General features: G+C 58.5%; 20 protein-coding genes. 10 read left to right on the plus strand and 10 right to left on the minus strand.

Annotation, left to right across the window (positions count from 1 at the left end):
- Nucleotides 1–60: 60 nt before the first annotated feature.
- The 5 genes from D6858_RS10410 to purB form a co-directional block, all read right to left on the minus strand.
- Nucleotides 61–696 (minus strand): phosphoribosylanthranilate isomerase, encoded by a 636-nt coding sequence (locus tag D6858_RS10410; RefSeq protein ID WP_120109924.1) that lies wholly within the window; start codon nucleotides 694–696, stop codon nucleotides 61–63.
- Nucleotides 689–1,168 carry a GNAT family N-acetyltransferase gene (locus tag D6858_RS10415; protein WP_240623812.1) on the minus strand — a complete coding sequence of 160 codons (480 nt, stop codon included), beginning with the start codon at nucleotides 1,166–1,168 and terminating at the stop codon, nucleotides 689–691. The genes D6858_RS10410 and D6858_RS10415 overlap by 8 nt, the downstream gene beginning before the upstream one ends.
- Before the next feature lie 83 nt (nucleotides 1,169–1,251).
- Nucleotides 1,252–1,926 carry an orotidine-5'-phosphate decarboxylase gene (gene pyrF / locus D6858_RS10420; protein WP_120109928.1) on the minus strand — a complete coding sequence of 225 codons (675 nt, stop codon included), beginning with the start codon at nucleotides 1,924–1,926 and terminating at the stop codon, nucleotides 1,252–1,254.
- Nucleotides 1,923–2,291: a hypothetical protein gene (locus D6858_RS10425; protein WP_120109930.1), complete on the minus strand. Its 369-nt coding sequence runs from the start codon at nucleotides 2,289–2,291 to the stop codon at nucleotides 1,923–1,925. The genes pyrF and D6858_RS10425 overlap by 4 nt, the downstream gene beginning before the upstream one ends.
- Before the next feature lie 211 nt (nucleotides 2,292–2,502).
- Nucleotides 2,503–3,813 carry an adenylosuccinate lyase gene (purB, locus tag D6858_RS10430; protein ID WP_120109932.1) on the minus strand — a complete coding sequence of 437 codons (1,311 nt, stop codon included), beginning with the start codon at nucleotides 3,811–3,813 and terminating at the stop codon, nucleotides 2,503–2,505.
- 243 nt (nucleotides 3,814–4,056) lie between these two features.
- Between purB and D6858_RS10435 the strand changes: the two genes are divergently transcribed.
- Nucleotides 4,057–5,682, plus strand: coding sequence for an alkaline phosphatase family protein (locus D6858_RS10435; protein ID WP_120109934.1), 1,626 nt, complete (start codon nucleotides 4,057–4,059; stop codon nucleotides 5,680–5,682).
- A 138-nt stretch (nucleotides 5,683–5,820) separates the two neighbouring features.
- Here D6858_RS10435 and D6858_RS10440 read toward each other — a convergent pair whose 3' ends face one another.
- Both D6858_RS10440 and radC read right to left on the minus strand, forming a co-directional pair.
- Nucleotides 5,821–6,591: an NRDE family protein gene (locus tag D6858_RS10440; protein ID WP_120109936.1), complete on the minus strand. Its 771-nt coding sequence runs from the start codon at nucleotides 6,589–6,591 to the stop codon at nucleotides 5,821–5,823.
- A 2-nt stretch (nucleotides 6,592–6,593) separates the two neighbouring features.
- Complete coding sequence (gene radC, locus D6858_RS10445) at nucleotides 6,594–7,325, minus strand: RadC family protein (protein WP_120110686.1); 732 nt, start codon at nucleotides 7,323–7,325, stop codon at nucleotides 6,594–6,596.
- Between the two features lie 55 nt (nucleotides 7,326–7,380).
- On the opposite strand from radC, the gene D6858_RS16355 reads away from it, so the two are divergent.
- The 8 genes from D6858_RS16355 to D6858_RS10485 all read left to right on the plus strand — a co-directional run bounded on the left by D6858_RS16355 (nucleotide 7,381) and on the right by D6858_RS10485 (nucleotide 13,925).
- Entirely contained in the window at nucleotides 7,381–10,602 is a 3,222-nt protein-coding gene (locus D6858_RS16355; RefSeq protein WP_120109938.1) for an intermembrane phospholipid transport protein YdbH family protein, read from the plus strand.
- Nucleotides 10,599–10,856 (plus strand): YnbE family lipoprotein, encoded by a 258-nt coding sequence (locus D6858_RS10455; RefSeq protein WP_318286437.1) that lies wholly within the window; start codon nucleotides 10,599–10,601, stop codon nucleotides 10,854–10,856. The genes D6858_RS16355 and D6858_RS10455 overlap by 4 nt, the downstream gene beginning before the upstream one ends.
- Before the next feature lies 1 nt (nucleotide 10,857).
- Nucleotides 10,858–11,244, plus strand: coding sequence for a YdbL family probable chaperone protein (locus D6858_RS10460; protein ID WP_120109940.1), 387 nt, complete (start codon nucleotides 10,858–10,860; stop codon nucleotides 11,242–11,244).
- Nucleotides 11,245–11,427: 183 nt separating this feature from the next.
- A complete protein-coding gene (locus D6858_RS10465) occupies nucleotides 11,428–11,739 on the plus strand; it encodes an AtpZ/AtpI family protein (RefSeq protein ID WP_120109942.1) in 312 nt (103 codons plus the stop codon).
- Nucleotides 11,740–11,755: 16 nt separating this feature from the next.
- Nucleotides 11,756–12,502 (plus strand): F0F1 ATP synthase subunit A, encoded by a 747-nt coding sequence (locus tag D6858_RS10470; RefSeq protein ID WP_225081591.1) that lies wholly within the window; start codon nucleotides 11,756–11,758, stop codon nucleotides 12,500–12,502.
- 51 nt (nucleotides 12,503–12,553) lie between these two features.
- Complete coding sequence (locus D6858_RS10475) at nucleotides 12,554–12,778, plus strand: F0F1 ATP synthase subunit C (RefSeq protein ID WP_102154180.1); 225 nt, start codon at nucleotides 12,554–12,556, stop codon at nucleotides 12,776–12,778.
- Between the two features lie 82 nt (nucleotides 12,779–12,860).
- A complete protein-coding gene (locus D6858_RS10480) occupies nucleotides 12,861–13,349 on the plus strand; it encodes a F0F1 ATP synthase subunit B family protein (RefSeq protein WP_120109944.1) in 489 nt (162 codons plus the stop codon).
- A gap of 24 nt (nucleotides 13,350–13,373) precedes the next feature.
- Nucleotides 13,374–13,925 (plus strand): F0F1 ATP synthase subunit B family protein, encoded by a 552-nt coding sequence (locus D6858_RS10485; protein WP_120109946.1) that lies wholly within the window; start codon nucleotides 13,374–13,376, stop codon nucleotides 13,923–13,925.
- Nucleotides 13,926–14,346: 421 nt separating this feature from the next.
- Here D6858_RS10485 and gloB read toward each other — a convergent pair whose 3' ends face one another.
- The 3 genes from gloB to rpsA form a co-directional block, all read right to left on the minus strand.
- Nucleotides 14,347–15,102, minus strand: a complete 756-nt coding sequence (gene gloB, locus D6858_RS10490; protein ID WP_120109948.1) for a hydroxyacylglutathione hydrolase — start codon at nucleotides 15,100–15,102, stop codon at nucleotides 14,347–14,349.
- A gap of 42 nt (nucleotides 15,103–15,144) precedes the next feature.
- Nucleotides 15,145–15,459, minus strand: coding sequence for a hypothetical protein (locus D6858_RS10495; protein WP_120109951.1), 315 nt, complete (start codon nucleotides 15,457–15,459; stop codon nucleotides 15,145–15,147).
- A 152-nt stretch (nucleotides 15,460–15,611) separates the two neighbouring features.
- Nucleotides 15,612–17,315: a 30S ribosomal protein S1 gene (gene rpsA / locus D6858_RS10500; RefSeq protein WP_120109953.1), complete on the minus strand. Its 1,704-nt coding sequence runs from the start codon at nucleotides 17,313–17,315 to the stop codon at nucleotides 15,612–15,614.
- Between the two features lie 1,366 nt (nucleotides 17,316–18,681).
- Here rpsA and D6858_RS10505 point away from each other — a divergent pair.
- Nucleotides 18,682–22,176: beta strand repeat-containing protein (locus tag D6858_RS10505; protein ID WP_420823830.1), on the plus strand; the 3,495-nt coding region annotated here is incomplete at its 3' end.

Below are 22,176 nucleotides of genomic sequence, written 5' to 3' on the forward strand. Positions count from 1 at the left end.
AAGCTAACGCTTGTGCCGATGGTCAATGCCGGAAAAATGGTTTTTGGTATTTTGGTTGGTTCACGCTTCGCGCACGGCGCGGCAGAATGCGGCAATCCGGTCGATATCCTTCACGCCCGGCGCACTTTCCAGCCCAGACGACGCGTCCACCAAAGGTGCACCGGTTGCGCGGATAGCGTCGACGACGTTGTCTGGCGTCAATCCGCCTGCAAGTCCCCATGCAATGCGGTGATGGTATTCGCGCAGCAACGACCAGTCGAGCGGCACTCCGTTGCCACCGGGCAGCTTTTTTGCCGGCGCGTCGTAAAGGACGCGATCGACCTTCCCTTCATAGGCCAGAACGTTTTCCAGCGATTGTGCGTTCATCAGCCCCCATGCTTTCCAAACTTCGTATCGGGTTTTTTCTTTGACCAGGGCGAGCCACTCAGGCGTCTCGTTGCCATGAAACTGCACCACGTCCGGCTGCACGGCATCGAGCGCTTCCCCCGTGGGAGCGGGCTGCATATTGACCAGCAACAACACCACCTTGACGCTGTCAGGTACGCGCCGACGCAGTTTGGCTGCGTCACTAAGGGAAACGTGGCGCGGGCTGGGCTCGAAATGGACCAGCCCGATATGCGTGGCACCGGCATCGACCGCCGCATCAACCGCTTCGGGCGTTTTCAGTCCGCAAATTTTTATCATCGTATCAGGCATGATTGCTCTCTAACGGGCCAGACAGGGGCTTGGCCAGTACTGTCATGAAATAGGGAGGGTCGAGCGGAACGGGAAAATCCCGCCGCTCGCCTGTTTGGGCATAGCCGCGCCTCTGATAGTAAGCGATGAGTTCGCTCCGCTGTTCGAGCACTGTCATCTCAATCGTGGTGCAGCCGAAAGTGTCGCGTGCGTAACGCTCTGCCGCGGCGATCATTTCTCTGCCGAGCCCGTGCGCCTGACGAAGTGGCTCGATACACAGCATGCCCAGGTATGCGAGCGATGCGTCGCGTTTGGCGACATTGACGCAACCAATAGGGGTGTCGTCAGCATCTTGCGCCATCAGCAGGATTTGAGATGGATCAGCGACAATCGCTTCAAGTTCCGCCCGTTCCGTGCGTGTGTCGCTGAGCAGATCGGCCTCGTGCGTCCAGCCCATCCGGGCGGTATCCCCGCGATAGGCGCGTTCGATCATGGGGTGTAGCAACGAGAGATCGCTATGGGTGGCAGGTCGAATTGCGACTGGCATCGCGAATAATCCGGCGCAATTAATTGGTATCAGAGAGTGGCTTCGATTGCCCGTGCGGCTTCCACCGGATCATCGGCGCGGCTGATCGGGCGGCCAATCACGAGCATCCCGGCACCATCGTCGCGTGCCTGGCGTGGAGTGACGACTCGCTTTTGGTCGCCGACTGCCGAACCTGCCGGACGGAGGCCGGGGACAACGAAGAATCCGTCTTTCCACTGGCTGTGGACGGCCTTAACTTCGTGTCCGGAACAGACGATCCCATCAAGCCCGGCGGTATGCGCCAACTCTGCCAGCCGAAGTACCTGATCCTCGACACTGGAGGTCAGCCCCATTCTTTTGAGGTCGCGTTCGCTGAGGCTGGTCAGCATGGTGACGGCGACAACTTTGCAGCCATCGCCCGCCGCTGCCTTTGCGTCTTCCATCATGGCCCGTCCGCCACTGGCGTGAACAGTCACTATCGACGGCTCCAGCGTATGGATCGATTGCATGGCTCCTGCAACGGTGTTGGGAATGTCGTGCAGTTTCAGGTCGAGGAAAATTGGCAGGCCCACCTGCGCGATTTCGCGCACGCCGTGGTGTCCGTGCGCGCAGAAGAATTCGAGGCCGAGCTTGAACCCACCAACATGCGCTTTAACCTTTTCGGCCATGACCTTCGCCGCATCGATTTGCGGCATGTCGAGAGCAAGGAAAATCGGGTTAGTCATCCGACAATATCGTCCCGCGAAACAGGTTTGTCGACAGTGGCAACCGGCGGTTCCTCTCGTTCCGTTACGGTAGGCGAGACTGTCGTTGGTGTGGGTGCCGGGGGAGCGGGCGGTGGAGTCAGCTTGGAGCGTGCTGCGGTCTCCAGCGCGCCGATCCGGCGGCCGAGCCTCCACTTGACGCCGCGGTGGAGCAACCACATCGGCACCAGCCCAAGCAGAAACGAAACGATCACAAGTGCAGGAACCTTGGTTTCGAGCACCAGATTGGACCAGATCTGCACCTCAACCGGTTTCCAGTTGAAGAAGCTGAAGGCCAGCAAAAGGACCAGCAATACAGTCCAGACGAGTGTACGGACGATCTGCATATCGTTTCCCGGCGTTATTGGCGTTGCCCCGTCTCTAGGGCGATGAGCGGCGGAAGGGAAGGGTGGGCATTATCTGGCACAGTCACAGGTTCGGTGCAGGCTCACTCCAACGTGATTTTGCGGAGCGGCACGAGTGTGCGGTAAATGCCTGAGATTGGGCGGAGAGAACCCGGCCCGGAACACGTAACGCGCTCCGGGTCGGACATTCCTGTTATCCAAATACCCGCTCGAAAATCGTATCGACTTCCTTGAAGTGATAATCGAGATCAAACCTCTCTTCCAGCTCAGCATCCGAAAGTGCGGCCGTTACTTCGGGATCGGCTTTCAATAAATCCAGCAGGCTCAACGCGCCATCGGATTCCCATACCTTCATCGCGTTACGCTGAACCAGACGATAGGCATCTTCGCGGCTGACACCTGCTTGCGTCAGGGCCAGCAGCACGCGCTGCGAGTGAACCAGCCCACCCATTCGGTCGAGGTTCTTCTGCATCCGTTCGGGATAGACCAGCAGCTTGTCGATCACGCCCGTCAGACGTGCGAGTGCGAAATCGAGGGTGATGGTCGCATCCGGCCCGATGAAGCGCTCGACCGAGGAATGGGAGATGTCTCGTTCGTGCCACAGAGCGACGTTTTCCAGTGCGGGCAGGGCATAGGCACGGATCATCCGCGCCTGCCCGGTGAGGTTTTCTGTCAGGATCGGGTTGCGCTTGTGCGGCATCGCGCTCGATCCCTTCTGGCCGGGTGAGAAGTATTCTTCCGCCTCCAGAACTTCAGTACGTTGGAGGTGGCGAATCTCGACTGCGACGCGCTCTATCGATCCGGCAATTACCGCCAGAGTCGCAAAGAACATTGCGTGGCGATCACGCGGGATAACCTGTGTCGATACCGGCTCTATCGCCAGGCCCAGTCGCTCTGCGACGTGCGCCTCTACCTGTGGATTGACGTTGGCGAATGTGCCCACCGCGCCGCTGATCGCGCATGTCGCGATTTCGGCACGTGCGTTGACAAGGCGCTGGCGGCAGCGCGCGAATTCCGCATATGCCTGTGCCAGCTTCAGGCCAAAAGTCACCGGTTCGGCGTGAATGCCATGGCTGCGGCCGATTGTGGGCGTATATTTATGCTCTTCTGCCCGGCGTTTGATCGCTGCCAGCAGCAGGTCGAGGTCTTCCAGCAAGATATCGCTCGCCCGAGCCAGTTGCACCGCCAATGTGGTGTCGAGCACGTCGGAACTGGTCATCCCCTGATGCATAAAGCGCGCTTCTTCACCGACCTGTTCCGCAACCCATGTCAGAAACGCGATGACATCGTGCTTGGTCACCGCCTCAATCGCGTCGATCGCAGGCACGTCGATTTTGGGGTTGGTCGCCCACCAGTCCCACAGTGCCTTGGCGGCGCTTTGCGGGACAACGCCAAGCTCACCGAGCTTTTCTGTCGCGTGCGCTTCGATTTCGAACCAGATGCGATAGCGTGCCTCCGGTTCCCAGATGGCGGTCATGGCGGGGCGGGCGTAGCGGGGGACCATTGTCGACTCCGTGTGTGGCGAGTGTGCTTTGCCGCTGCGGCTAGGTGGGGAGGGCAATGAAGGCAAGTCCGCAAGCCGACAGGACTGTTGCCAACCGACACGCTGCTGTCATCTAATACGCCGAACGGAGAAATTATATTCACCGATTCTCGGAATCCTGAAAGGTCGATTGCCTTGAAAACAACGCGTAAGCTCCCTCTGTCGGTTGCGGTATCTCTCGGAGTTCTCGCAGCAACTCCGGGGTTGGGAGAAGAAACTGCCCCTCCTGCGACCCCGGAGAAGAGCGATCCGCCTAAGCTGGTGCTCGCCATTTCCGTCGATCAGTTTTCGGCCGATCTGTTCGCGCAGTATCGCCAGACTTACACCGGCGGCTTGAAACGGCTCGCCAATGCGATCGTTTTCCCATCCGGCTATCAAAGCCATGCTGCGACTGAAACCTGCCCCGGCCACTCGACCATCATGACCGGTTCGAATCCGGCACGCACCGGTATCGTCGCCAACGATTGGGTCGATCAGGGCGCGGCGCGGGCGGACAAGGTAATATATTGCGCGGAAGACGAGCGCGAGGACGGGACCGATCATCGCAATTATGTCGAATCGGCTGTGCACCTGCTCGTCCCGACACTTGGCGAACGGCTCAAGGCAATTTCACCCGCGTCACGCAATGTCGCGGTATCGGGCAAAGATCGTGCCGCCTTGATGATGGGCGGCAACAATGTCGACGCGATTTATTTCTGGAAAAAAGGGCAATTTGTAACTCTTAAAGGGCGGACGGTCGAACCTGGCGTGGCGAAGATCAACGCCGAACTTGCTCCCGTTTTTGCCGCTCCCGACCCCGATGGCCTGAGCGTGCCGGAATCGTGCCGCCATCTGAATCGGGCCATTCCAGTCAAAGACGGCGGGTCAGTGGGCACTTATCATTTCAATCGCCCGGGGGCGGTCGATGGTGCGTTTCGTGCCAGTCCGGCACTGGATGCCTGGACGGTGCGCGTTGCCGAACAGGCGATCGACGATATGAAACTGGGGCAGGGCAAAGTGCCTGACGTTCTTTCGCTTGGCCTGTCTGCGACCGATTACATCGGCCATTCGTTCGGTAACGAAGGGGTGGAGATGTGCATCCAGCAGGCGTCGCTCGATCAGGCGTTGGGGCGGTTGTTTGCCTTCCTTGATGCCAGGAGCATCGATTACATCGTAATGCTGACAGCCGATCACGGCGGCCACGACCTGCCTGAACGCGTGGCAATGCAGGCTTATCCTTCGGCGACCCGGATCGATGGCAAGTTGACAGCGAACAACATCGGCGCGGCGATTGCTGCCGACCTCGGCCTGCCAGACGGAATGAAGCCGCTGCTCGCACGAGGGCCGATAGGTGATTTCTATCTGAATCGCGATCTGTCGGGCGAGATGAAAGACAAAGTTCGGGCTGCGGCAATCACACGCCTTAAGGAATATCCGCAGGTCGCCGCTGTGTTCGATGCGCGCGAACTTGCCCAAGTGCCTGTACCAACCGGGCCGGTGGAAGAATGGACGCTGGAAGAACGTGCCCGTGCATCGTTTTACGCCCCGCGTTCCGGCGACATCATTGTGTTGCTGCAAAAAGTCGTCACTCCAATCGCGCATCCGGGGCCGGGGTATGTCGCGACGCACGGTTCACCGTATGACTATGACCGACGCGTACCGATCCTGTTCTGGCGCAAAGGTTTGTCTCCGTTTGAGCAGCCGTTGTCGGTCCGCACTGTCGATATCGAACCGACGCTGGCCCCGTTTGTGGGTGTCGCGATTCCGCAGGGGGAGATTGATGGTCGCTGTCTCGATCTGGATGCAGGGCCGGCTTCCACCTGTCCTGTGGCAACAATCGCAGGCAAGTGAGGCGGGTGTGGGCAATTTGTCCGGCTCTTCTGCCGACTATTGGCAGACCGGTATCTGGAGAGCCGCCAACGAATTGCAGTTAAACTCTGATTTGTAAGCGCAATATGCGGCATACGGGATCGAACTGGGGAAGTGAGCCTAGGAAAATCGTGGCCAGCGAAACATCACTTCGACGCGACCGGTCTCTCTGCCATCGGGCGCGAAGGAGCGTTCTTCTATGATACCGTGCCCGTTGGACTCGACTGTTACTACGGTGGAGCAACGGGTGCCGTACAGATCGTTGCGAATGAAGGGCGGGGTGTCTTGCGGTTCCACCGCGATATCGGAGCGATTGAGTGGCGGAATGCCTGCGTCCGGCAGAGCTTCACTTCGTAGCGCAGCGAACAGCGGCGCGCGGTTGCCTTGGCTACCCGCCAACCACTCACCGACAGCGGCCTTCAGCGATAGTGTTTTCGGCCATGGTTCATCCAAAGAACCATTGGAGAGGCCGAAAATACCCGGCGGTAGGGGCGCGTGTAATCCGTATGGCCGGATTGTGTGGAAGGATAACTCTTTCGCTTCCATGACAGTAAACAGGCTGAACGGGTTGAACTGACTAAGATCCTCCTCTGCTAAAAGGGCGGGGCCTGAAGGATCGGCGAGAACGCTTCGAACCATTTCACCGCGCGATTTACAGGACGGGTCGGGGGCACCAAACCCGCGACGGTTGGTGACGAGTGCGAACCGGCCTGTCTCGCTTACGCCCAGCCAGGTGCCACCGCCAACCAGATCGTGTCCTGCGATAATCGGGTGGTCGCATTCCCATCGGGATAGCGGCTTGGCAGCACGTGCGTGGTACTCATCGCGATTACCGATGACGACCAATGGCCAGCGATCGTGCGTCTTCCATGCGATTGCGGCGACACACATCGCTAAATCAGCCCTTTCGCGCGAAAGCTGACGTGTCCGCTGCGGCCAATGATCACATGATCGTGAACTGTTATGCCCAACAGCTTCCCCGCATCGGAGATGCGCGTGGTAATCTGAATATCCGCGCGACTTGGTTCTGGGTTTCCGCTCGGGTGATTGTGGACGAGAATCAGTGCGGTCGCCCCTACCTCCAGTGCCTTCTTTACAACTACACGCGGATGGATGGCTGCCTCGTCGATCGAACCGTCACCGACGTGATGGTCGAGGATAAGGTGATTGCGCGTGTCGAGATACAGCACCCGCACCCGCTCAACCGTCAAATGCGCCATGTCGATCGTGAGGTAATCGAGCAATGCCTGCCAACTGCTCAGCACTGGTCTCTGCTGAACCTGTCCACGAGCACTGCGGCGTGTCGCGATGGCGACCGCCTTGAGGGTTGCTGCCGCTGTTTCTCCGACACCCTTGATTGTTTGCAACACGGCGGGTTCGGCATTGAGAACCGCTGGAAGCGATCCGAATCTCTCTATAAGTGCCTTGGCAACCGGTTTGGTATCCCCGCGCGGGTTAGCCGCGAATAATAGGTATTCGAGTACTTCGTAGTCAGCCAGTGCTTCAGCGCCACCGTGCAACAATCGTTGCCGAAGGCGTGAACGATGCCCTTCTCCGCTGTGCGATCTTGCACCTGGCGTCGTAGAAATTGAATCTTCAGGCTGAGGCAACCTTTTCCCCGTCATCGCGTTGAGCGCTGATGCATTGCCTTTGGCAGGGCTTGCGCGCAAGTGGGGACGAATGGCTGAAGCCGAAACTGATGCAGAGGATTACGTCGGGGAGGCCACAAGTGCGGGCCCTCGCCGCGTGTTGCTGCGAATCCTTTTGATCTTGTTGGTGATTTTTAGCTCAATCGTTGCGGCGGTGTGGTTCTCGCGGGAAAAAATTGCCGATAATCTCATTGCCAGCCAGCTCGAAATATACGGAATTCCTGCAACTTATGAAATCGATTCCATTGGTCCGGAACGGCAGATTCTGAAAAATATCGTCATCGGTAAGCCTGACAGCCCCGATATGACGATAGCCAATGCCCAGGTTGCAATAAATTATCGTTTCGGAATACCCGCACTCGGTCGGATTACTCTCGTCCGCCCGCGGCTTTATGGTTCTGTGCGGGATGGCAGGTTGAGCTTTGGAACCCTTGATAAAGCCCTATTTAGCGGCCGCAGCAGCCAGTCAGGCTTGCCTGCCCTTGATCTCCGCCTGATCGACGGACGGGGCCTTATTGAAAGTGATTTCGGGCCAATCGGGATTAAGGCTGAAGGGCAGGGGCGATTGGATAATGGCTTCAAGGGGACGCTTGCTGCTGTCGCTCCCAAAATTGAAGGCGGCCAATGCAAGGGGCAAGAGGCCTCAATATACGGTTCACTGGCGACTGAAGGTGGTAAACCTCACTTTGCAGGCCCTGTGCGAATCGCTGAATTGGACTGCCCTTCTCAGCAGATAGCGCTGAAAGGTGTGGCTCTCCTTGCTGATGTGACGGCCGATAGCGCCTTTTCTGGATTCGAGGGCAAGGCAAAGCTGGAGACAGGTGCCCTGAATGCGGCCGATACGCGAGCAAGTGGCGTGAACGGTACAGTGCGCGCAGTGTGGCGTAACGATGCATTGACGGCAAACTATACGCTCGCTGCTCGCGGTCTTTCGCTGCCAGAGGTGCGCGTGGCAGTCATGACGCTGGATGGATCGTTGAGAGCCAACGATGCGTTTGGCCGAGTTGAAATCCGATCTGGTGTCGCCGGGAATGGTGTGCGACTTGGGGACGCGCTTGACGCCAGACTGGCAACAGCAGAGCGCGCTGCGAAGGATACGCTTGCTGCCCCCCTTCTGGCTCAAATTCGCAACGCTCTTTTGCGTGAGGGGCGAGCAAGTCGTTTCGTGGCGGATATAACTGCGCGCAGAACGGGCGAGACAGCCAATCTCGTGATTCCTCAGGCGAGTTTGCGCGGGGGAAGCGGTTCGACTCTACTCTCGTTGTCGCAAGTGCAAGTGTCGGGGGAAGGGAGTAAAGGGCTGCAGTTTTCCGGCAATCTCGCCACTGGTGGAAAGGGTTTGCCTCGGATCGTCGGACGGATGGAAGGCGGACAGGGCGGACGCGCCGTTTTGCGAATGCGGATGGCGGAATATGTGTCGGGCGATTCTCGTATGGCGATACCCGACCTGGCTATTATCCAAAGCGATGCCGGGGCGATCGAATTTCGTGGGCGCGTCTCAGCGTCAGGTCCGCTACCTGGCGGGTCGGCGCGCAACTTGCAACTGCCGATTGAGGGAAGTTGGTCTGGCGTTCGCGGGCTGGCGTTATGGCGGCATTGCACGAAAGTCGGTTTCGATGGGCTGACAATGGCATCACTCTCTCTTGAGCGACGATCTTTGACACTTTGCCCGAGAAAAGGCGCGCCCATCGTTCAGCAGCGTGCAGGGGCGTTGCGGATCGCTGCCGGTGTTGCATCGCTTGACCTCGCGGGCACGCTGGCAAACACTCCGATTCGGCTCAAAAGCGGCCCGATCGGCTTTGCTTATCCCGGCGCAATGACTGCTCGCGAGGTTGATGTCGGTCTTGGCGCTCGCGGATCGAGTAACGATTTCCGGATATCTAATTTGCAGGCGACATTCGGACGCGAGATAGCGGGTACATTCGCGGACGCGGACGTGAAGCTCTATTCGGTGCCGCTGGATATGGTCGGTGCTGCTGGCGACTGGAAATACGCCAACGGTGTTCTCACTCTCGCGAATGGGCGTTTCCGTCTGGAAGACCGGGCTTCAGCGGATCGTTTCAATCCTCTGGCCGCGGAGGAGGCCTCTCTCACTCTTAAGGATAGTGTCGTTCACGCGACAGCGTCGCTCAGGGCGCCAGATTCACATCGCGAGGTGGCGGATGTATCGATTGTCCATAATCTGGCGAATTCCACAGGCGCCGCCGACCTGGCCGTGAAGGGGTTGGTGTTCGATAAGGCGCTTCAGCCCGATCAGTTGACGGATCTCGCACTCGGCGTTGTGGCAAATGCGAAGGGAACCGTGCGAGGTGTGGGTCGGATCGACTGGAATGCGAAGGGAATAACAAGCTCAGGTCGTTTTTCGAGTGATGCGCTGGACTTCGCTGCAGCATTCGGGCCGGTGAAGGGGGCCAGCGGAACTGTGGTATTCACCGATTTGCTTGGAATGACCACCGCGCCAAACCAAACCTTGCAGATTGCATCGGTCAACCCGGGAATAGAGGTTGATAATGGCAGCGTCACCTTCTCGCTGAAGAATGGTCAGGACCTGGCTGTTGCCGGGGGAACATGGCCGTTCATGGGCGGCACGATCACGTTGCACCCTACGAAAATGCGCTTCGGCGCGAGTGAGGAGCGTCGGTACGTTTTTGAGATTGTCGGCCTCGATGCGGCACAATTCATTCAGCGAATGGAGCTCGAAAACCTCGCAGCCACAGGCATATTCGACGGTACAGTACCCATTGTATTTGACCGCAATGGAGTTGGGCGGATCGATCACGGCATGCTGATCGCGCGGGCACCAGGCGGCAATGTCTCTTATCTGGGTGAACTGACATACAAGGATAAAGGGGCAATCGCGAATTTTGCCTTCGATGTTCTTAAATCGATCGATTACAGCCAGATGGTTCTTACCATGGAAGGGCGGCTGACTGGCGAGATAATCACGCATGTCAGCCTGGATGGTGTGCGTCAGGGTGAAGGGGCGAAACGAAACTTCCTCACCCGGCGTATTGCGGCACTCCCGATTCGCCTCAATGTCAATATTTCCGCACCATTTTATCAGCTTATCAGCTCGATCAAAGCGATGTACGACCCTGCGTCTGTGCGTGATCCACGTGATCTGGGGTTGGTTTCAAGTGATGGGAAGCGATTGAAACCTGCCGTTTCGCTCCCTCCGTCTGCTGTTACACCGCATGATATCTTATCGGAAAAAACACCCGTTCAGCCCAAAGAAAGCGAGAACAGGCCATGATCTGTGCCCAATCGATCCACGAATATCTCTCCCCAAATGACTCGTCGGTCGAGCGCGATAAGCTTCTGGGAGGGATGGGGCGGACAGTGTTGATGGCGATGGTCGGTTCGGCTGCGCTTGGTGGGTGCATTTCAGTCAAAGCACCTGATAAGCCAATCGTGATCGAGCTGAATATCAACATTCGGCAGGAAGTGATTTATCGTCTTGCGGCAGATGCGAACAATACGATCGATGAGAACGAGGATATTTTCTAAGATGAGCAGCCTGTTGAAAAATATCATTATAGCTGCTGCGGGGATTGGTCTCGCAATGACTTCTCCTGCGTTGGCACAGCGAGATCCCGCATACGAAGCGGCGCGCTCATCCGGCCAGGTCGGAGAGAAAATGGACGGTTACCTAGGCATCGTCGGCGCTGGCACCCCGGCGTTGCAGAAGCTTGTGGGTGATATCAATATCAAGCGTCGTGCAGTCTATGCCAGTCGAGCGCAGGCGGCGAATGCCACTCTTGAGGAATATGCATTCACCGCAGGGTGCCTTGCGATTCTCAAAACAGCTCCTGGGGAGAAATATCAGGCTCCTGATGGTTCGTGGCAAACTCGTACCAGCGCCGCGCCTCAGCGTGACAGTCGGTGCCCCTCTTAACTTCCACGAATAGTGACGTGATCCGCGGTTTGGGCTTCCTCCACCGGTTGACTCGCATACACCCCCCGCCTAAGGGAGCGGCGCACCGGCTCAACCCCTTTGGCGGGTAGGGCCGGTTCTGTATATTCTTTACCCGGAATCGCTCGTTCGCGAGCGGCCCAAGGTTCTGACGGGACTTAGGTTTTGGCCGATAATAACGACCAGCACTCAGGCGACGATCTCGACCGCCGTATTGCCGATGCTCAGGCGCGCCGTAAACACGGGGTGACCAATGCGGAAGGGCGCGCGGAAACGCGCGGCTGGGCCGTGGGTATCGAATTCGTCGGTACGGTTTTGGTTTCCGGCTTTATCGGTTGGGCAATCGATACCTGGGCTGGTCTCGGAACGGCGCCGTGGGCGATGATCGTCTTCCTGGTGCTCGGTTTCGCTGCCGGCGTACGGCGCGCAATCAAAACCTCCGCTCAGTTCGATAGCGATCCCGGCAACGACGGCTGAAGGCACAGGATATCCCATGAACCCGATGCATCAGTTTGAGATCGTCAAGCTTCACCCGCTCGCTGCTGGTGGCTACGATATCTCTTTCACTAACTCTGCGCTGTGGATGGCAATTGCGTTGGGTGCGATTGCTATCTTCATGTTCGTCGGTACCGCTAAGCCGCAGCTCGTTCCTGGGCGTTGGCAGGCAGCCGTCGAATATGTTTACGACTTCGTGACCAGCATGCTGGACGAAAACGTCGGGCCGGAAGGTAAGCGCTATGCGCCTCTGATTTTCGCGGTCTTCATGTTCGTTCTGGTTTGTAACCTGCTCGGCCTGTTGCCGTGGGTGGGGGCATTTACGCCAACCAGTCATGTTACTGTGACTATCGGCTTGGCCTTCATTGTGTTTACGGTGGTTTGTGTTGTTGGCTTCATGCGCCACGGTCTGCACTTTTTCAGTCTGTTTTGGCCGAAGGATGCGAATATCGCGCTCGGTTTGTTCGTTTTCGTGATTGAGGTTCTCAGCTTCCTCTCGCGTCCGTTCACGCTGGCCATTCGTTTGTTCGCCAACATGACCGCCGGGCACGTGCTGTTGAAAGTGTTTGGCACTTTCGTCGTGGCGCTCGGTTCGTTCAACGCGCTTCCTTATGTATTTGGCGTACTACCTCTTGCAGTGAACGTCGCGCTTACGGCGCTCGAACTTCTGATCGCGGTCGTGCAAGCTTACGTTTTCGCTCTTCTCGCATCGCTCTATCTCAATGATGCGGTGAACCTTCACTAACGGGTAGTTCGCCCGAAAATGACTGATTGAATCCAAGGAAAGGTTTTCGACATGGACGTTGCATCGGCAAAGGTTATTGGCGCAGGTCTCGCAGCAATTGGTGCGGGTCTTGCCGCAATCGGCGTGGGCGCTATTTTCGGCCAGTATCTGAACAGTGCACTGCGTAACCCCGAAGCTGACGCCAAAATGGGTGGTCGCCTGATTTTCGGCTTCGCTGTGACCGAAGCGCTCGGCCTGATCGCGGCTGTTGTGGCGCTGGCACTGGCCTTCAGCTAAGCGGATCTGCTGCCGGCCAGAACCGTGATGGGGCTGGCCGGTCGCACCGATTGGCTTCACTGAAAGACAGGCTTCGAGAGTCATGCCTCAATTTGATTTCACCAACGTCTTCTGGCCTCAACTTTTCTGGTTGGCGCTGTTTTTCATCGTGCTTTATTTCGGCATCGTGCGTCTTACGTTGCCGCGTTTGGGCAAGGTGATGGACGAGCGTGCGGCGAAGATCGACGGCGATCTCGAGGCAGCTCGCGCCGCCAAGGAATCGGCAGATGAACTGACCGAGCGATATCGTGCCGAACTGGAAAAGAGCCGGGACGAGGCGCGCGGCAATATTGCCGCAGCCAAGGCAGAAGCTGCCAAGGCCTCGGAAGCCCGTCTTGCTAAGGCGGAAGCAGATTCGGCGGCGAAGATCGACGCTGCCGAAGCTCGCATTGCCGATGCCACCGCCAAAGCGCATGAATCGCTTCGTGGCGTTGCCATTGAAGGGGCTCAGGCGATTATTGCCAAGCTCACCAATAATCAGCCTTCTACAGACGCTGTAAGTGGCGCGGTTGATGCCGCGATGGCTCGCTAAGGCAACGTGACAGGATCGCATGACATGAGCGCACTTCCCGCAATCGTCGAAGAGCAACCCGCCGGTCACACCGAAGTTGCGGGGCATGAGGAACAGACCCTGCTTGGCCTTGGTGCTGAAGGCTGGGTCTATGTTTCGATTACCATCTTCTTCATCATCGCGATCTTTTTCGTGAAGGCGCCGAGGAAGATCACCGATGCGCTCGATGCTCAGATTGCGGAAAAACGTCGCAATCTGGATGAAGCGGCAAAGATCCGGGCGGAGGCTCAGGGTTTGCTCGACGAGGCAAAGGCGCAGCATGCAGCTAGCGCGCAGGATGCAGCTGCAATGCTCGATCATGCAAAAAAAGAAGCTGCACAGATTATCGCCCAGGCAGAGGCAGATACGTCAGTTATGCTTGAGCGCCGTGCTGCAATGGCCGAGCAAAAGATTGCAGCCGCTGAACGGGCCGCCGCCGAGAGTCTTCGTCGCGAAGCAGCTGGCGCTGCCGTCAACGCCGCGCGCGCAGTGATCGCAGGCAATTATGGCGAAACAGAAGATCGTAAGCTGGCAGACGAAATTATTTCTTCGATCTGAGTTGGTTTAGCCTGCTTTCAATTAATCCTTTTGAGGTCGTGCGAATTCTCTGAAGCAGGGACTTCCACGGCCTCTTTTCGTTGGTGCTCCTTGAGAGGCAACCTGTGGGGTCAGGGCTTTCCATATTTCAATATCGCAAGCCCCCTGATTCAGGGCGCAACGGTGAACTTGCGGGCATCCTATCAGGAAGCAGTGTGAGGCCTAGAGCGTTACACAGTGTGGATACGGCCCTTACTGGATGAGAACATCCGCGCTCCCATCTCAGTTGGAACGCCGTACAGAAATGGTGCGTATTAAATAGCAGGGGTCGGCAGAGCGCTAACCGGCCGCATGAACTGCCACATACATCGTTAATGATTGTGCAGCACTAGCCCCTCTTGGTTGCGGCAGAACAAGCGATCTGCTCCAACGGTACAGAATCTCAGAAATTGTCCTTTGCTTTTCTGAGCGCGGCAAAAGTCTCCACCGGAGTTTCGCCGCCCCAGCGATTGCGCAGGCTCTCATCATCTGCGCGTAGAAAGGGGTTGTTCTTCAACTCACGCTCCAATTGAGTCGGGATGGTAGCCTCGCCGCGTGCGCGACGAGCTTCGATTTCCGCAGCATAGTCCCTCAGCGCGGCGTTGTCCGGGTCGGCATGCAATGCAAACCGGGCGTTGGCTTGTGTGTATTCATGGGCACAATACAGCATCGTTTCAGGGGGCAGAGCGCGAATCCGTTGCAAACTCGCCCAGAATTGTTCCGGAGTGCCTTCGAACATTCGCCCGCAGCCAAGTGCGAAAACGCTATCTCCCACGAAAGCGATCCCGTCTTCGGGAAAGTGATAGGCAATATGGTTTAACGTGTGGCCGCCCACATCGATCACTCGCGCTGTGTGCTTGCCCAACATCATCGTGTCGCCAGGATGCAGTTCGCGGTCGAGCGGGGCAATTTTTGCTACCTCTCCGGGCCCTGAAATCACGCAGTTTGTCGCCGCTTTGATCGCCTCGTTTCCTCCGGCATGATCGGGATGCCAGTGGGTGTTCCAGATCTGCGTGATCTGCCATCCCCGTTCCTGCGCTGCGCTCAGACAGGCTTCAGCGTCGGGAGTGTCGATGCAGGCTGTCTCGCCGGAAGCCGGGTCGTGGACCAGATATCCGTAGTTATCGGAGAGGCACGCGAACTGATGAATTTCGATCATTAGGCGATCTTATCGCCGTAAGTCCATGTGTGAAAGGGCGGATCAGCGCACCCGGCGAAGGGCGAAGCCACCATATAGCACCACAAACAGGAAGACGGTTGGCGCACTATGCGGTGGCTGCCAAGCCCCATGCCCGATGGCCTGCATGATAAGGAGTGCCACCATACTCACACCGGCAACGACGGTCACGATCACGTTCATTATTCGATAGCGAGCACTGTCGTCGCAGTTCGCGGCCCGTTCCCGCAGCAGCGCCCACAACCATACCAGCACAGCCACAACCATGTAGCACACAGCAACCCACGCCGGCGCCCACTGCACCGCCCACGCGCCGCCAAGCAACAGCACACCAATCATCCCGATATCCTATCAAGCCCCGCAAATACAGGAAAGGCCCGCCCACTCATCCGAGCAGGCGGGCCTTTCCCTATTGATATATCGCTATTTCGCGATCGCTCCCCACCCGGCACCCCGGCAAAGCAGAGGCGCGCGGGGCAGGGCAGCGGGGCTTACTCGCCCTTCTGCTTCAGCGCTTCGCCGAGGATATCGCCCAGCGACGCACCCGAATCGGACGAACCGAACTGAGCCACCGCTTCCTTCTCTTCGGCGATCTGACGCGCCTTGATCGAGAAGTTCGGCTTCTTCGACCGGTCGAAACCGGCGACCATCGCGTCGATCTTCTGGCCGGTCTGGAAGCGATCGGGGCGCTGTTCGTCGCGGTCGCGGCCGAGGTCGCTGCGCTTGATGAAGCCGGTCGCGCCATCGTCGCCAACCTGCACTTCCAGCCCGCCGTCGCGCACTTCCAGCACGGTGACGGTGACGACGTCGCCACGCTTCAGCGCGCCCGACGAACCACCTTCGGTCGGAGCACCCTTTTCGAGCTGCTTCATGCCCAGGCTGATGCGCTCCTTCTCGATGTCGACGTCGAGCACGATCGCTTCGACTTCTTCACCCTTGCGGTGCAGCGCCAGCGCGTCTTCGCCCGAGATACCCCATGCGATGTCGGACATGTGAACCATGCCGTCCACATCGCCGGGCAGGCCGATGAACAGGCCGAATTCGGTCGCGTTCTTGACTTCGCCGGTGACCTTGCTGCCAACCGGGTGCGCGTCTGCGAATTCTTCCCACGGATTGCGCTGAGCCTGCTTGAGGCCGAGCGAGATGCGGCGCTTGTCGGCATCGACTTCCAGAACCATCACTTCGACTTCCTGCGATGTCGAAACGATCTTGCCCGGATGCACGTTCTTCTTCGTCCAGCTCATTTCGGAAACGTGGACCAGCCCTTCGATGCCCGGTTCCAGTTCCACGAACGCACCGTATTCGGTGATGTTGGTGACGGTGCCGGTCAGCTTCATGCCCACCGGATACTTCGCGCCGACGCCATCCCACGGATCGCTTTCGAGCTGCTTCATGCCCAGGCTGATGCGCTGCGTATCCGAATTGATACGGATGATCTGCACGGTCACGGTGTCACCGATATTGATGACTTCGTTCGGGTGGTTGACCCGCTTGTAGCTCATATCGGTCACGTGCAGCAGGCCATCGATGCCGCCCAGATCGACGAACGCACCGTAATCGGTGATGTTCTTGACGACACCGTCGATAACCTGACCTTCGGCCAGCTTGTCGATCAGTTCGCTGCGCTGTTCGGCGCGGGTTTCTTCCAGCACGGCACGGCGGCTGACGACGATGTTGCCGCGGCGGCGATCCATTTTCAGGATCTGGAACGGCTGCGGCATATCCATCAGCGGGGTGACATCGCGCACCGGGCGGATATCGACCTGGCTGCCCGGCAGGAACGCCACGGCACCATCGAGATCGACGGTGAAGCCACCCTTGACCCGACCGAAGATGCGGCCATCGACGCGCTTGCCTTCGCCAAATTCGCTTTCCAGCTTGTCCCACGCGGCTTCGCGGCGGGCACGGTCGCGGCTGAGCATCGCTTCGCCGTCGGCGTTTTCGACGCGGTCGACGAACACTTCGACTTCGGAACCGACCTGCAGGCCGTGCTCGTCATCGCTCCGCATGAATTCTTTGAGGTTGACGCGGCCTTCGCTTTTCAGGCCCACGTCGATCACGGCCATGCCGTTTTCAATCGCCGTAACGGTGCCTTTGACGACGCGGCCTTCGAAGCCGTCTTCGCCCGCACCGCCAAGCTGTTCGTTCAGCAACGCCTCGAAATCGGCGCGCGAGGGATTGGCGCTGGATGCCATTGTATCAGTTCCTGTACATTCTTTTGCTTCCGGCCACCGGTTTTACCGGGGTCTTTCACCGCTTCCACGCACCATTGCGTGGCTGACGGGGCAAGAGGGCCGCTTGCCGCACGGGGCCGAATGCCATCGCACGGGTTCCATTCGATCCATCGGCAAATTGAGGGATGTTCGGGAACGACCGCGCAAATAGGGAATAGTCACCCCCCGCGCAAGCACAAACGCCACCCACCCAACCAGGCCCCCTCCGTGCCTTCGCGCCTTCGTGTGAAGCAGAATTCACCCATCGCGACAGGCGCAAGGGATCGCCATGAATGGCCACCTCTCCTCCGGCTCCTCACAATGACGAGGGGAGAGGATGAACAATACTGCACCTCCATACCCGTCGCCCCGGACCTGATCCGGGGCCCCGCTTTACCTTCTGGCGCGGCGTCAAAAGAAGCTGGACCCCGGCTCAAAGACCGGGGTGACGTCGGGGATGGCGAATATCAGCGCGCAGGCTTCCCTTTGCTTGTTTCTCTCCCGCCCGCTCGTCATTGCGAACACAATGAAGCAATCCACTGGGTGACGGCGGCGCCCCCCACACCGCTGGAGGCGGAGGCGATGGATGCTTCATGGATTGCCACATCGCTTCGCTCCTCGCGATGATGAGGGCGAGGGATACACACAACAGCACTAAACAACCAATGGCAGCGCGACCCTCAACACACCAAACCAGCCCCCCTCCGTGCCTTCGCGCCTTCGTGTGAACCAAAACCCCCACCAGACGCCCGATAAATAAACCGAAAAGTACACCCCGGACCACCTCTCCAAAAGAGCGGACTTTATTTATAATAATACTAAAATAAGTTTCGCATTGCGACGATTTATTATACTACATTATTTAATAAATCCATTCCGGATGATTTTTATTCCCGATCCGGACAATTACCGAAATTGCGTAATCCGTTACTTTTCCAAACCTTATCCGACCCGCGCCGATGGGGTGGGTGGGTGATGACCGTGTCATACGCGCAACACAAGGGCGTCCGCCGCATTTACATTATCCCGCAAAAGGCACGAGAACAGCACGATAATTCCATAACGCCATTTATCAATTTAAACAGTATTAATAAAAAATCGATAGTATTCAATGGGATGATCATTGATTGAACAAGTGCGTGAATATAGTTCCGTAAGGGATCGTGTGAACCATGCCGATTCTTTAAGGATATTCGTATTGCAAACTCCGGTTTGTTCAGTCTGTTCTTGTGATCGCGCCAATGGTCCGCGCGCAATCGTGGCGTCTTTTGCCGCACACTCCCTTCGTGGCTCGCTTGCGGGTTGCGGTGCGGCAATCCTTTTCGATTATTGATGGAGTTATAAACTGATGAACGATCGCATGTCTGATCGCGCGCCGTCGCGCGGCGTATCCGGCTTTGCCGGGCAATTTGTGCAGGATGAACGGATGGGCTGGTCCATGCGCCGCCGCATCATGGCCGCGCTGCGCGCCAGCTGTCTGGTGCTGGGGATCAAGCGTCGCCGCAATCGCGGTGTCGGCGCGCTCGGCTATGGCGTGCCCGCCGCCGGCCCGCTGGCCGCGGATGCCGATCTGCCCGCCTATTTCGGCAGCAACACGATGAGCGCGATGGCCGGTCGTGTCGGTGTGCAGAAATTCACCGTCGCGCTGGTGCTGGGTGGCATGCTGGCCACTACCGCGCAGGAAGCGCGAGCGGGGACTGGGAATTATGTTGTTACCGGAACTAGCTCGCTCGCGAACCAGGAGTACAATACCCACGTTGGGTACGTAAACGGGGGCGTCGGAGTAACCGGGTCTAGGAACTCCGGTTTTGGAGCTGGCGCGGGCGTGACAGTTACCGGGAATAGTAATTCGGGTTTTGGGGTGCGTGCGGGCCAGAGTGTAAACGGTAGCTATAATTCTGCGATCGGTGATGATGCGGGCTTTTATGTGCGTGGCGATAGAAATGTGGCTCTTGGCGCTTATGCCGGGAAAGCTCTATCGGGTTCGGGGAATGTCGCGGCTGGCGTGTCAGCGGGTGCCAATGTTTCTGGGAACAACAATATCGCGCTTGGCGATATGGCTAATGCTGCGGGCGGATCGTTCAGCGACACTATCGCCATTGGCGTAAGCTCGGTTGCCAACGTGAGTCGTGCCGTAGTGTTTGGGGCGAGCGCGTCAGCTAATAGTGTTAATGCTATGGCGCTTGGTTACGGATCAAATGTCACCGGTACAAATGCAATCGGCGTGGGTGCGTCGGCCACTACTAACGGTATAGGGGCGGTTGCACTTGGTGTGCTTGGCAATGCGACCGGTGTGAATGCCGCTGCCATCGGCGCTAGCGCAACCGCGAATGGGGCTGGTGCAATCGCTATGGGTGGAACTGCCCTCGCTAATGCCAGCAATGCACTGGCAATGGGCAGTGGCGCAACCTCCGGCGATATTGCGGCCATTGCTCTTGGTGCTGCATCGCAGGCAACCAAGAACTCCGCCGTTGCTATCGGCCAGAACGCTCAGGCCGCTGGCACCGTGGCCGTGGCCATCGGTGGCGCTGCCACCGCAGGGGCGAACAACGCGATTGCCATTGGTAACGGTGCGAAGGCCAACGGCCTCTCCACGATTGCCATCGGCACCGGCAACACAGTCACCGGCACCGGATCGGGCGCGATCGGCGATCCCAATGTTATTAACGGCAGCGGCAGCTACGCGCTGGGTAACAACAACAACATCAATGGCGACAACGTATTTGTTGTCGGCAATAACGTTGCTGTTCCGGCAGGCAATAACGGCGCGGTCGTTCTGGGCAACAACAGTGCGGTCGGTACATATACGCAAACCGCTGGCACCACGATCCGCGGCACGGCTTACGATTTCGCCGGTGCCCCGACGTCCGCCTCTACCGTCAGCGTCGGCTCCGCCGGTGCGGAACGTCAGGTGACCAACGTCGCCGCGGGCAAGCTGAGCGCAACCAGCACCGACGCCGTCAACGGCAGCCAGCTTTTCGCTACCAATCAGGCAATCGAAACGCTCACGGCAGCCAGCGGCTCCGCACACTACTTCGGCGCGAACAGCGTCGGCAGCGCCACCGGCACCAACTATAATGGCGAAGGGGCCACCGGCACCGATGCCATCGCCATCGGCAAAAACGCCTCCGCCTCCACCGCAGGCGGCATCGCCCTCGGTTCCGGCAGCGTCGATGCCGCCGCCAATGCCGTCAGCAGCGCCACCATCGGTTCCACCACCTACGGCAACTTCGCCGGCACCACGCCGGGCAGCGTCATCAGCGTCGGCGCCGTGGGCACCGAACGCCAGGTAACCAACGTCGCCGCCGGTCGCGTAACCGCCAGCAGCACCGATGCTATCAACGGCAGCCAGCTCTACTCGGTAGCCAGCACCACCGAAAGCAGCGTAAACTCGCTGAGCACCGGCCTGTCGACCACCAACAGCACGGTCGGTTCGCTGAGCACGACGGTGTCGAGTAACACACAGGCCGTTGGCTCGCTGAGCACTGGCCTTTCGAGCACCAACAGCACTGTCGGCTCGCTCAGCACGACAGTGTCCGGCGCAGTGAGCACGGTCAGTTCACTGAGCACCACAGTATCGAGCAACACCGAAGCGGTTGGTTCGCTGAGCACAGGTCTGTCGAGCACCAACACCAACCTCGACACCCTGTCGACCTCGACCTCGACCGGTATCGCCACCAACGCGGACAACATCGGTTCGCTGAGCACGACGGTGTCGGGCGCAGTCAGCACAGTCGGCTCGCTCAGCACCACCGTATCGAGCAATACTGAAGCGGTTGGCTCGCTGAGCACTGGCCTTTCGAGCACAAACAGCACGGTCGGCTCGCTCAGCACGACAGTGTCCGGCGCAGTGAGCACGGTCAGTTCACTGAGCACCACCGTATCGAGCAACACCGAAGCGGTCGGTTCGTTGAGTACGGGCCTTTCGAGCACCAACAGCACTGTCGGCTCGCTCAGCACGACAGTGTCCGGCGCAGTGAGCACGGTCAGTTCACTGAGCACCACAGTATCGAGCAACACCGAAGCGGTGGGATCGCTGAGCACAGGCCTGTCGAGCACCAACACCAACCTCGACACCCTGTCGACCTCGACCTCGACCGGCATTGCCACCAACGCGGACAACATCGGCTCGCTCAGCACGACAGTGTCGGGCGCAGTGAGCACAGTCGATTCACTGAGCACCACCGTATCGAGCAACACCGAAGCGGTTGGTTCGTTGAGTACTGGCCTTTCGAGCACAAACAGCACGGTCGGCTCGCTCAGCACCACGGTGTCGAGCAACACACAGGCCGTTGGCTCGTTGAGCACGGGCCTGTCCGCAACGAACAGCACTATCGGTTCGCTGAGCACCACGGTATCGAGCAACACGCAGGCCGTTGGTTCGCTGAGCACCGGCCTGTCGAGCACTAACAGCACAGTTGGTTCGCTCAGCACGACGGTGTCGAGCAACACACAGGCCGTCGGCTCGTTGAGCACGGGCCTGTCCGCAACGAACAGCACAGTTGGCTCGCTCAGCACCGGCCTTTCGAGCACTAACAGCACAGTTGGCTCGCTGAGCACCACGGTATCGAGCAACACGCAGGCCGTTGGTTCGCTGAGCACCGGCCTKTCGAGCACTAACAGCACAGTTGGTTCGCTCAGCACGACGGTGTCGAGCAACACACAGGCTGTTGGCTCGTTGAGCACAGGTCTGTCCGCGACGAACAGCAGTGTTGGCTCGCTCAGCACCGGCCTTTCGAGCACCAACAGCACAGTTGGCTCGCTCAGCACGACGGTGTCGAGCAACACACAGGCCGTTGGTTCGCTGAGCACCGGCCTTTCGAGCACTAACAGCACAGTTGGT

The sequence above is a fragment of the Tsuneonella suprasediminis genome (genome assembly GCF_003605755.1).
Taxonomy (GTDB): Bacteria; Pseudomonadota; Alphaproteobacteria; order Sphingomonadales; family Sphingomonadaceae; genus Tsuneonella; species Tsuneonella suprasediminis.

Coding starts and splice junctions, on each gene's coding strand:
- D6858_RS10440 (WP_120109936.1), bottom strand. CDS start 6,591: ATGTGTGTCGCCGCAATCGCATGGAAGACGCACGATCGCTGGCCATTG.
- D6858_RS10460 (WP_120109940.1), top strand. CDS start 10,858: ATGAGCAGCCTGTTGAAAAATATCATTATAGCTGCTGCGGGGATTGGT.
- D6858_RS10485 (WP_120109946.1), top strand. CDS start 13,374: ATGAGCGCACTTCCCGCAATCGTCGAAGAGCAACCCGCCGGTCACACC.
- D6858_RS10455 (WP_318286437.1), top strand. CDS start 10,599: ATGATCTGTGCCCAATCGATCCACGAATATCTCTCCCCAAATGACTCG.
- radC (WP_120110686.1), bottom strand. CDS start 7,325: ATGACGGGGAAAAGGTTGCCTCAGCCTGAAGATTCAATTTCTACGACG.
- D6858_RS10475 (WP_102154180.1), top strand. CDS start 12,554: ATGGACGTTGCATCGGCAAAGGTTATTGGCGCAGGTCTCGCAGCAATT.
- D6858_RS10495 (WP_120109951.1), bottom strand. CDS start 15,459: ATGATTGGTGTGCTGTTGCTTGGCGGCGCGTGGGCGGTGCAGTGGGCG.
- D6858_RS16355 (WP_120109938.1), top strand. CDS start 7,381: ATGGCTGAAGCCGAAACTGATGCAGAGGATTACGTCGGGGAGGCCACA.
- D6858_RS10480 (WP_120109944.1), top strand. CDS start 12,861: ATGCCTCAATTTGATTTCACCAACGTCTTCTGGCCTCAACTTTTCTGG.
- D6858_RS10470 (WP_225081591.1), top strand. CDS start 11,756: ATGAACCCGATGCATCAGTTTGAGATCGTCAAGCTTCACCCGCTCGCT.
- rpsA (WP_120109953.1), bottom strand. CDS start 17,315: ATGGCATCCAGCGCCAATCCCTCGCGCGCCGATTTCGAGGCGTTGCTG.
- D6858_RS10415 (WP_240623812.1), bottom strand. CDS start 1,168: ATGATCGAACGCGCCTATCGCGGGGATACCGCCCGGATGGGCTGGACG.
- pyrF (WP_120109928.1), bottom strand. CDS start 1,926: ATGACTAACCCGATTTTCCTTGCTCTCGACATGCCGCAAATCGATGCG.
- purB (WP_120109932.1), bottom strand. CDS start 3,813: ATGGTCCCCCGCTACGCCCGCCCCGCCATGACCGCCATCTGGGAACCG.
- D6858_RS10410 (WP_120109924.1), bottom strand. CDS start 696: ATGCCTGATACGATGATAAAAATTTGCGGACTGAAAACGCCCGAAGCG.
- gloB (WP_120109948.1), bottom strand. CDS start 15,102: ATGATCGAAATTCATCAGTTCGCGTGCCTCTCCGATAACTACGGATAT.
- D6858_RS10425 (WP_120109930.1), bottom strand. CDS start 2,291: ATGCAGATCGTCCGTACACTCGTCTGGACTGTATTGCTGGTCCTTTTG.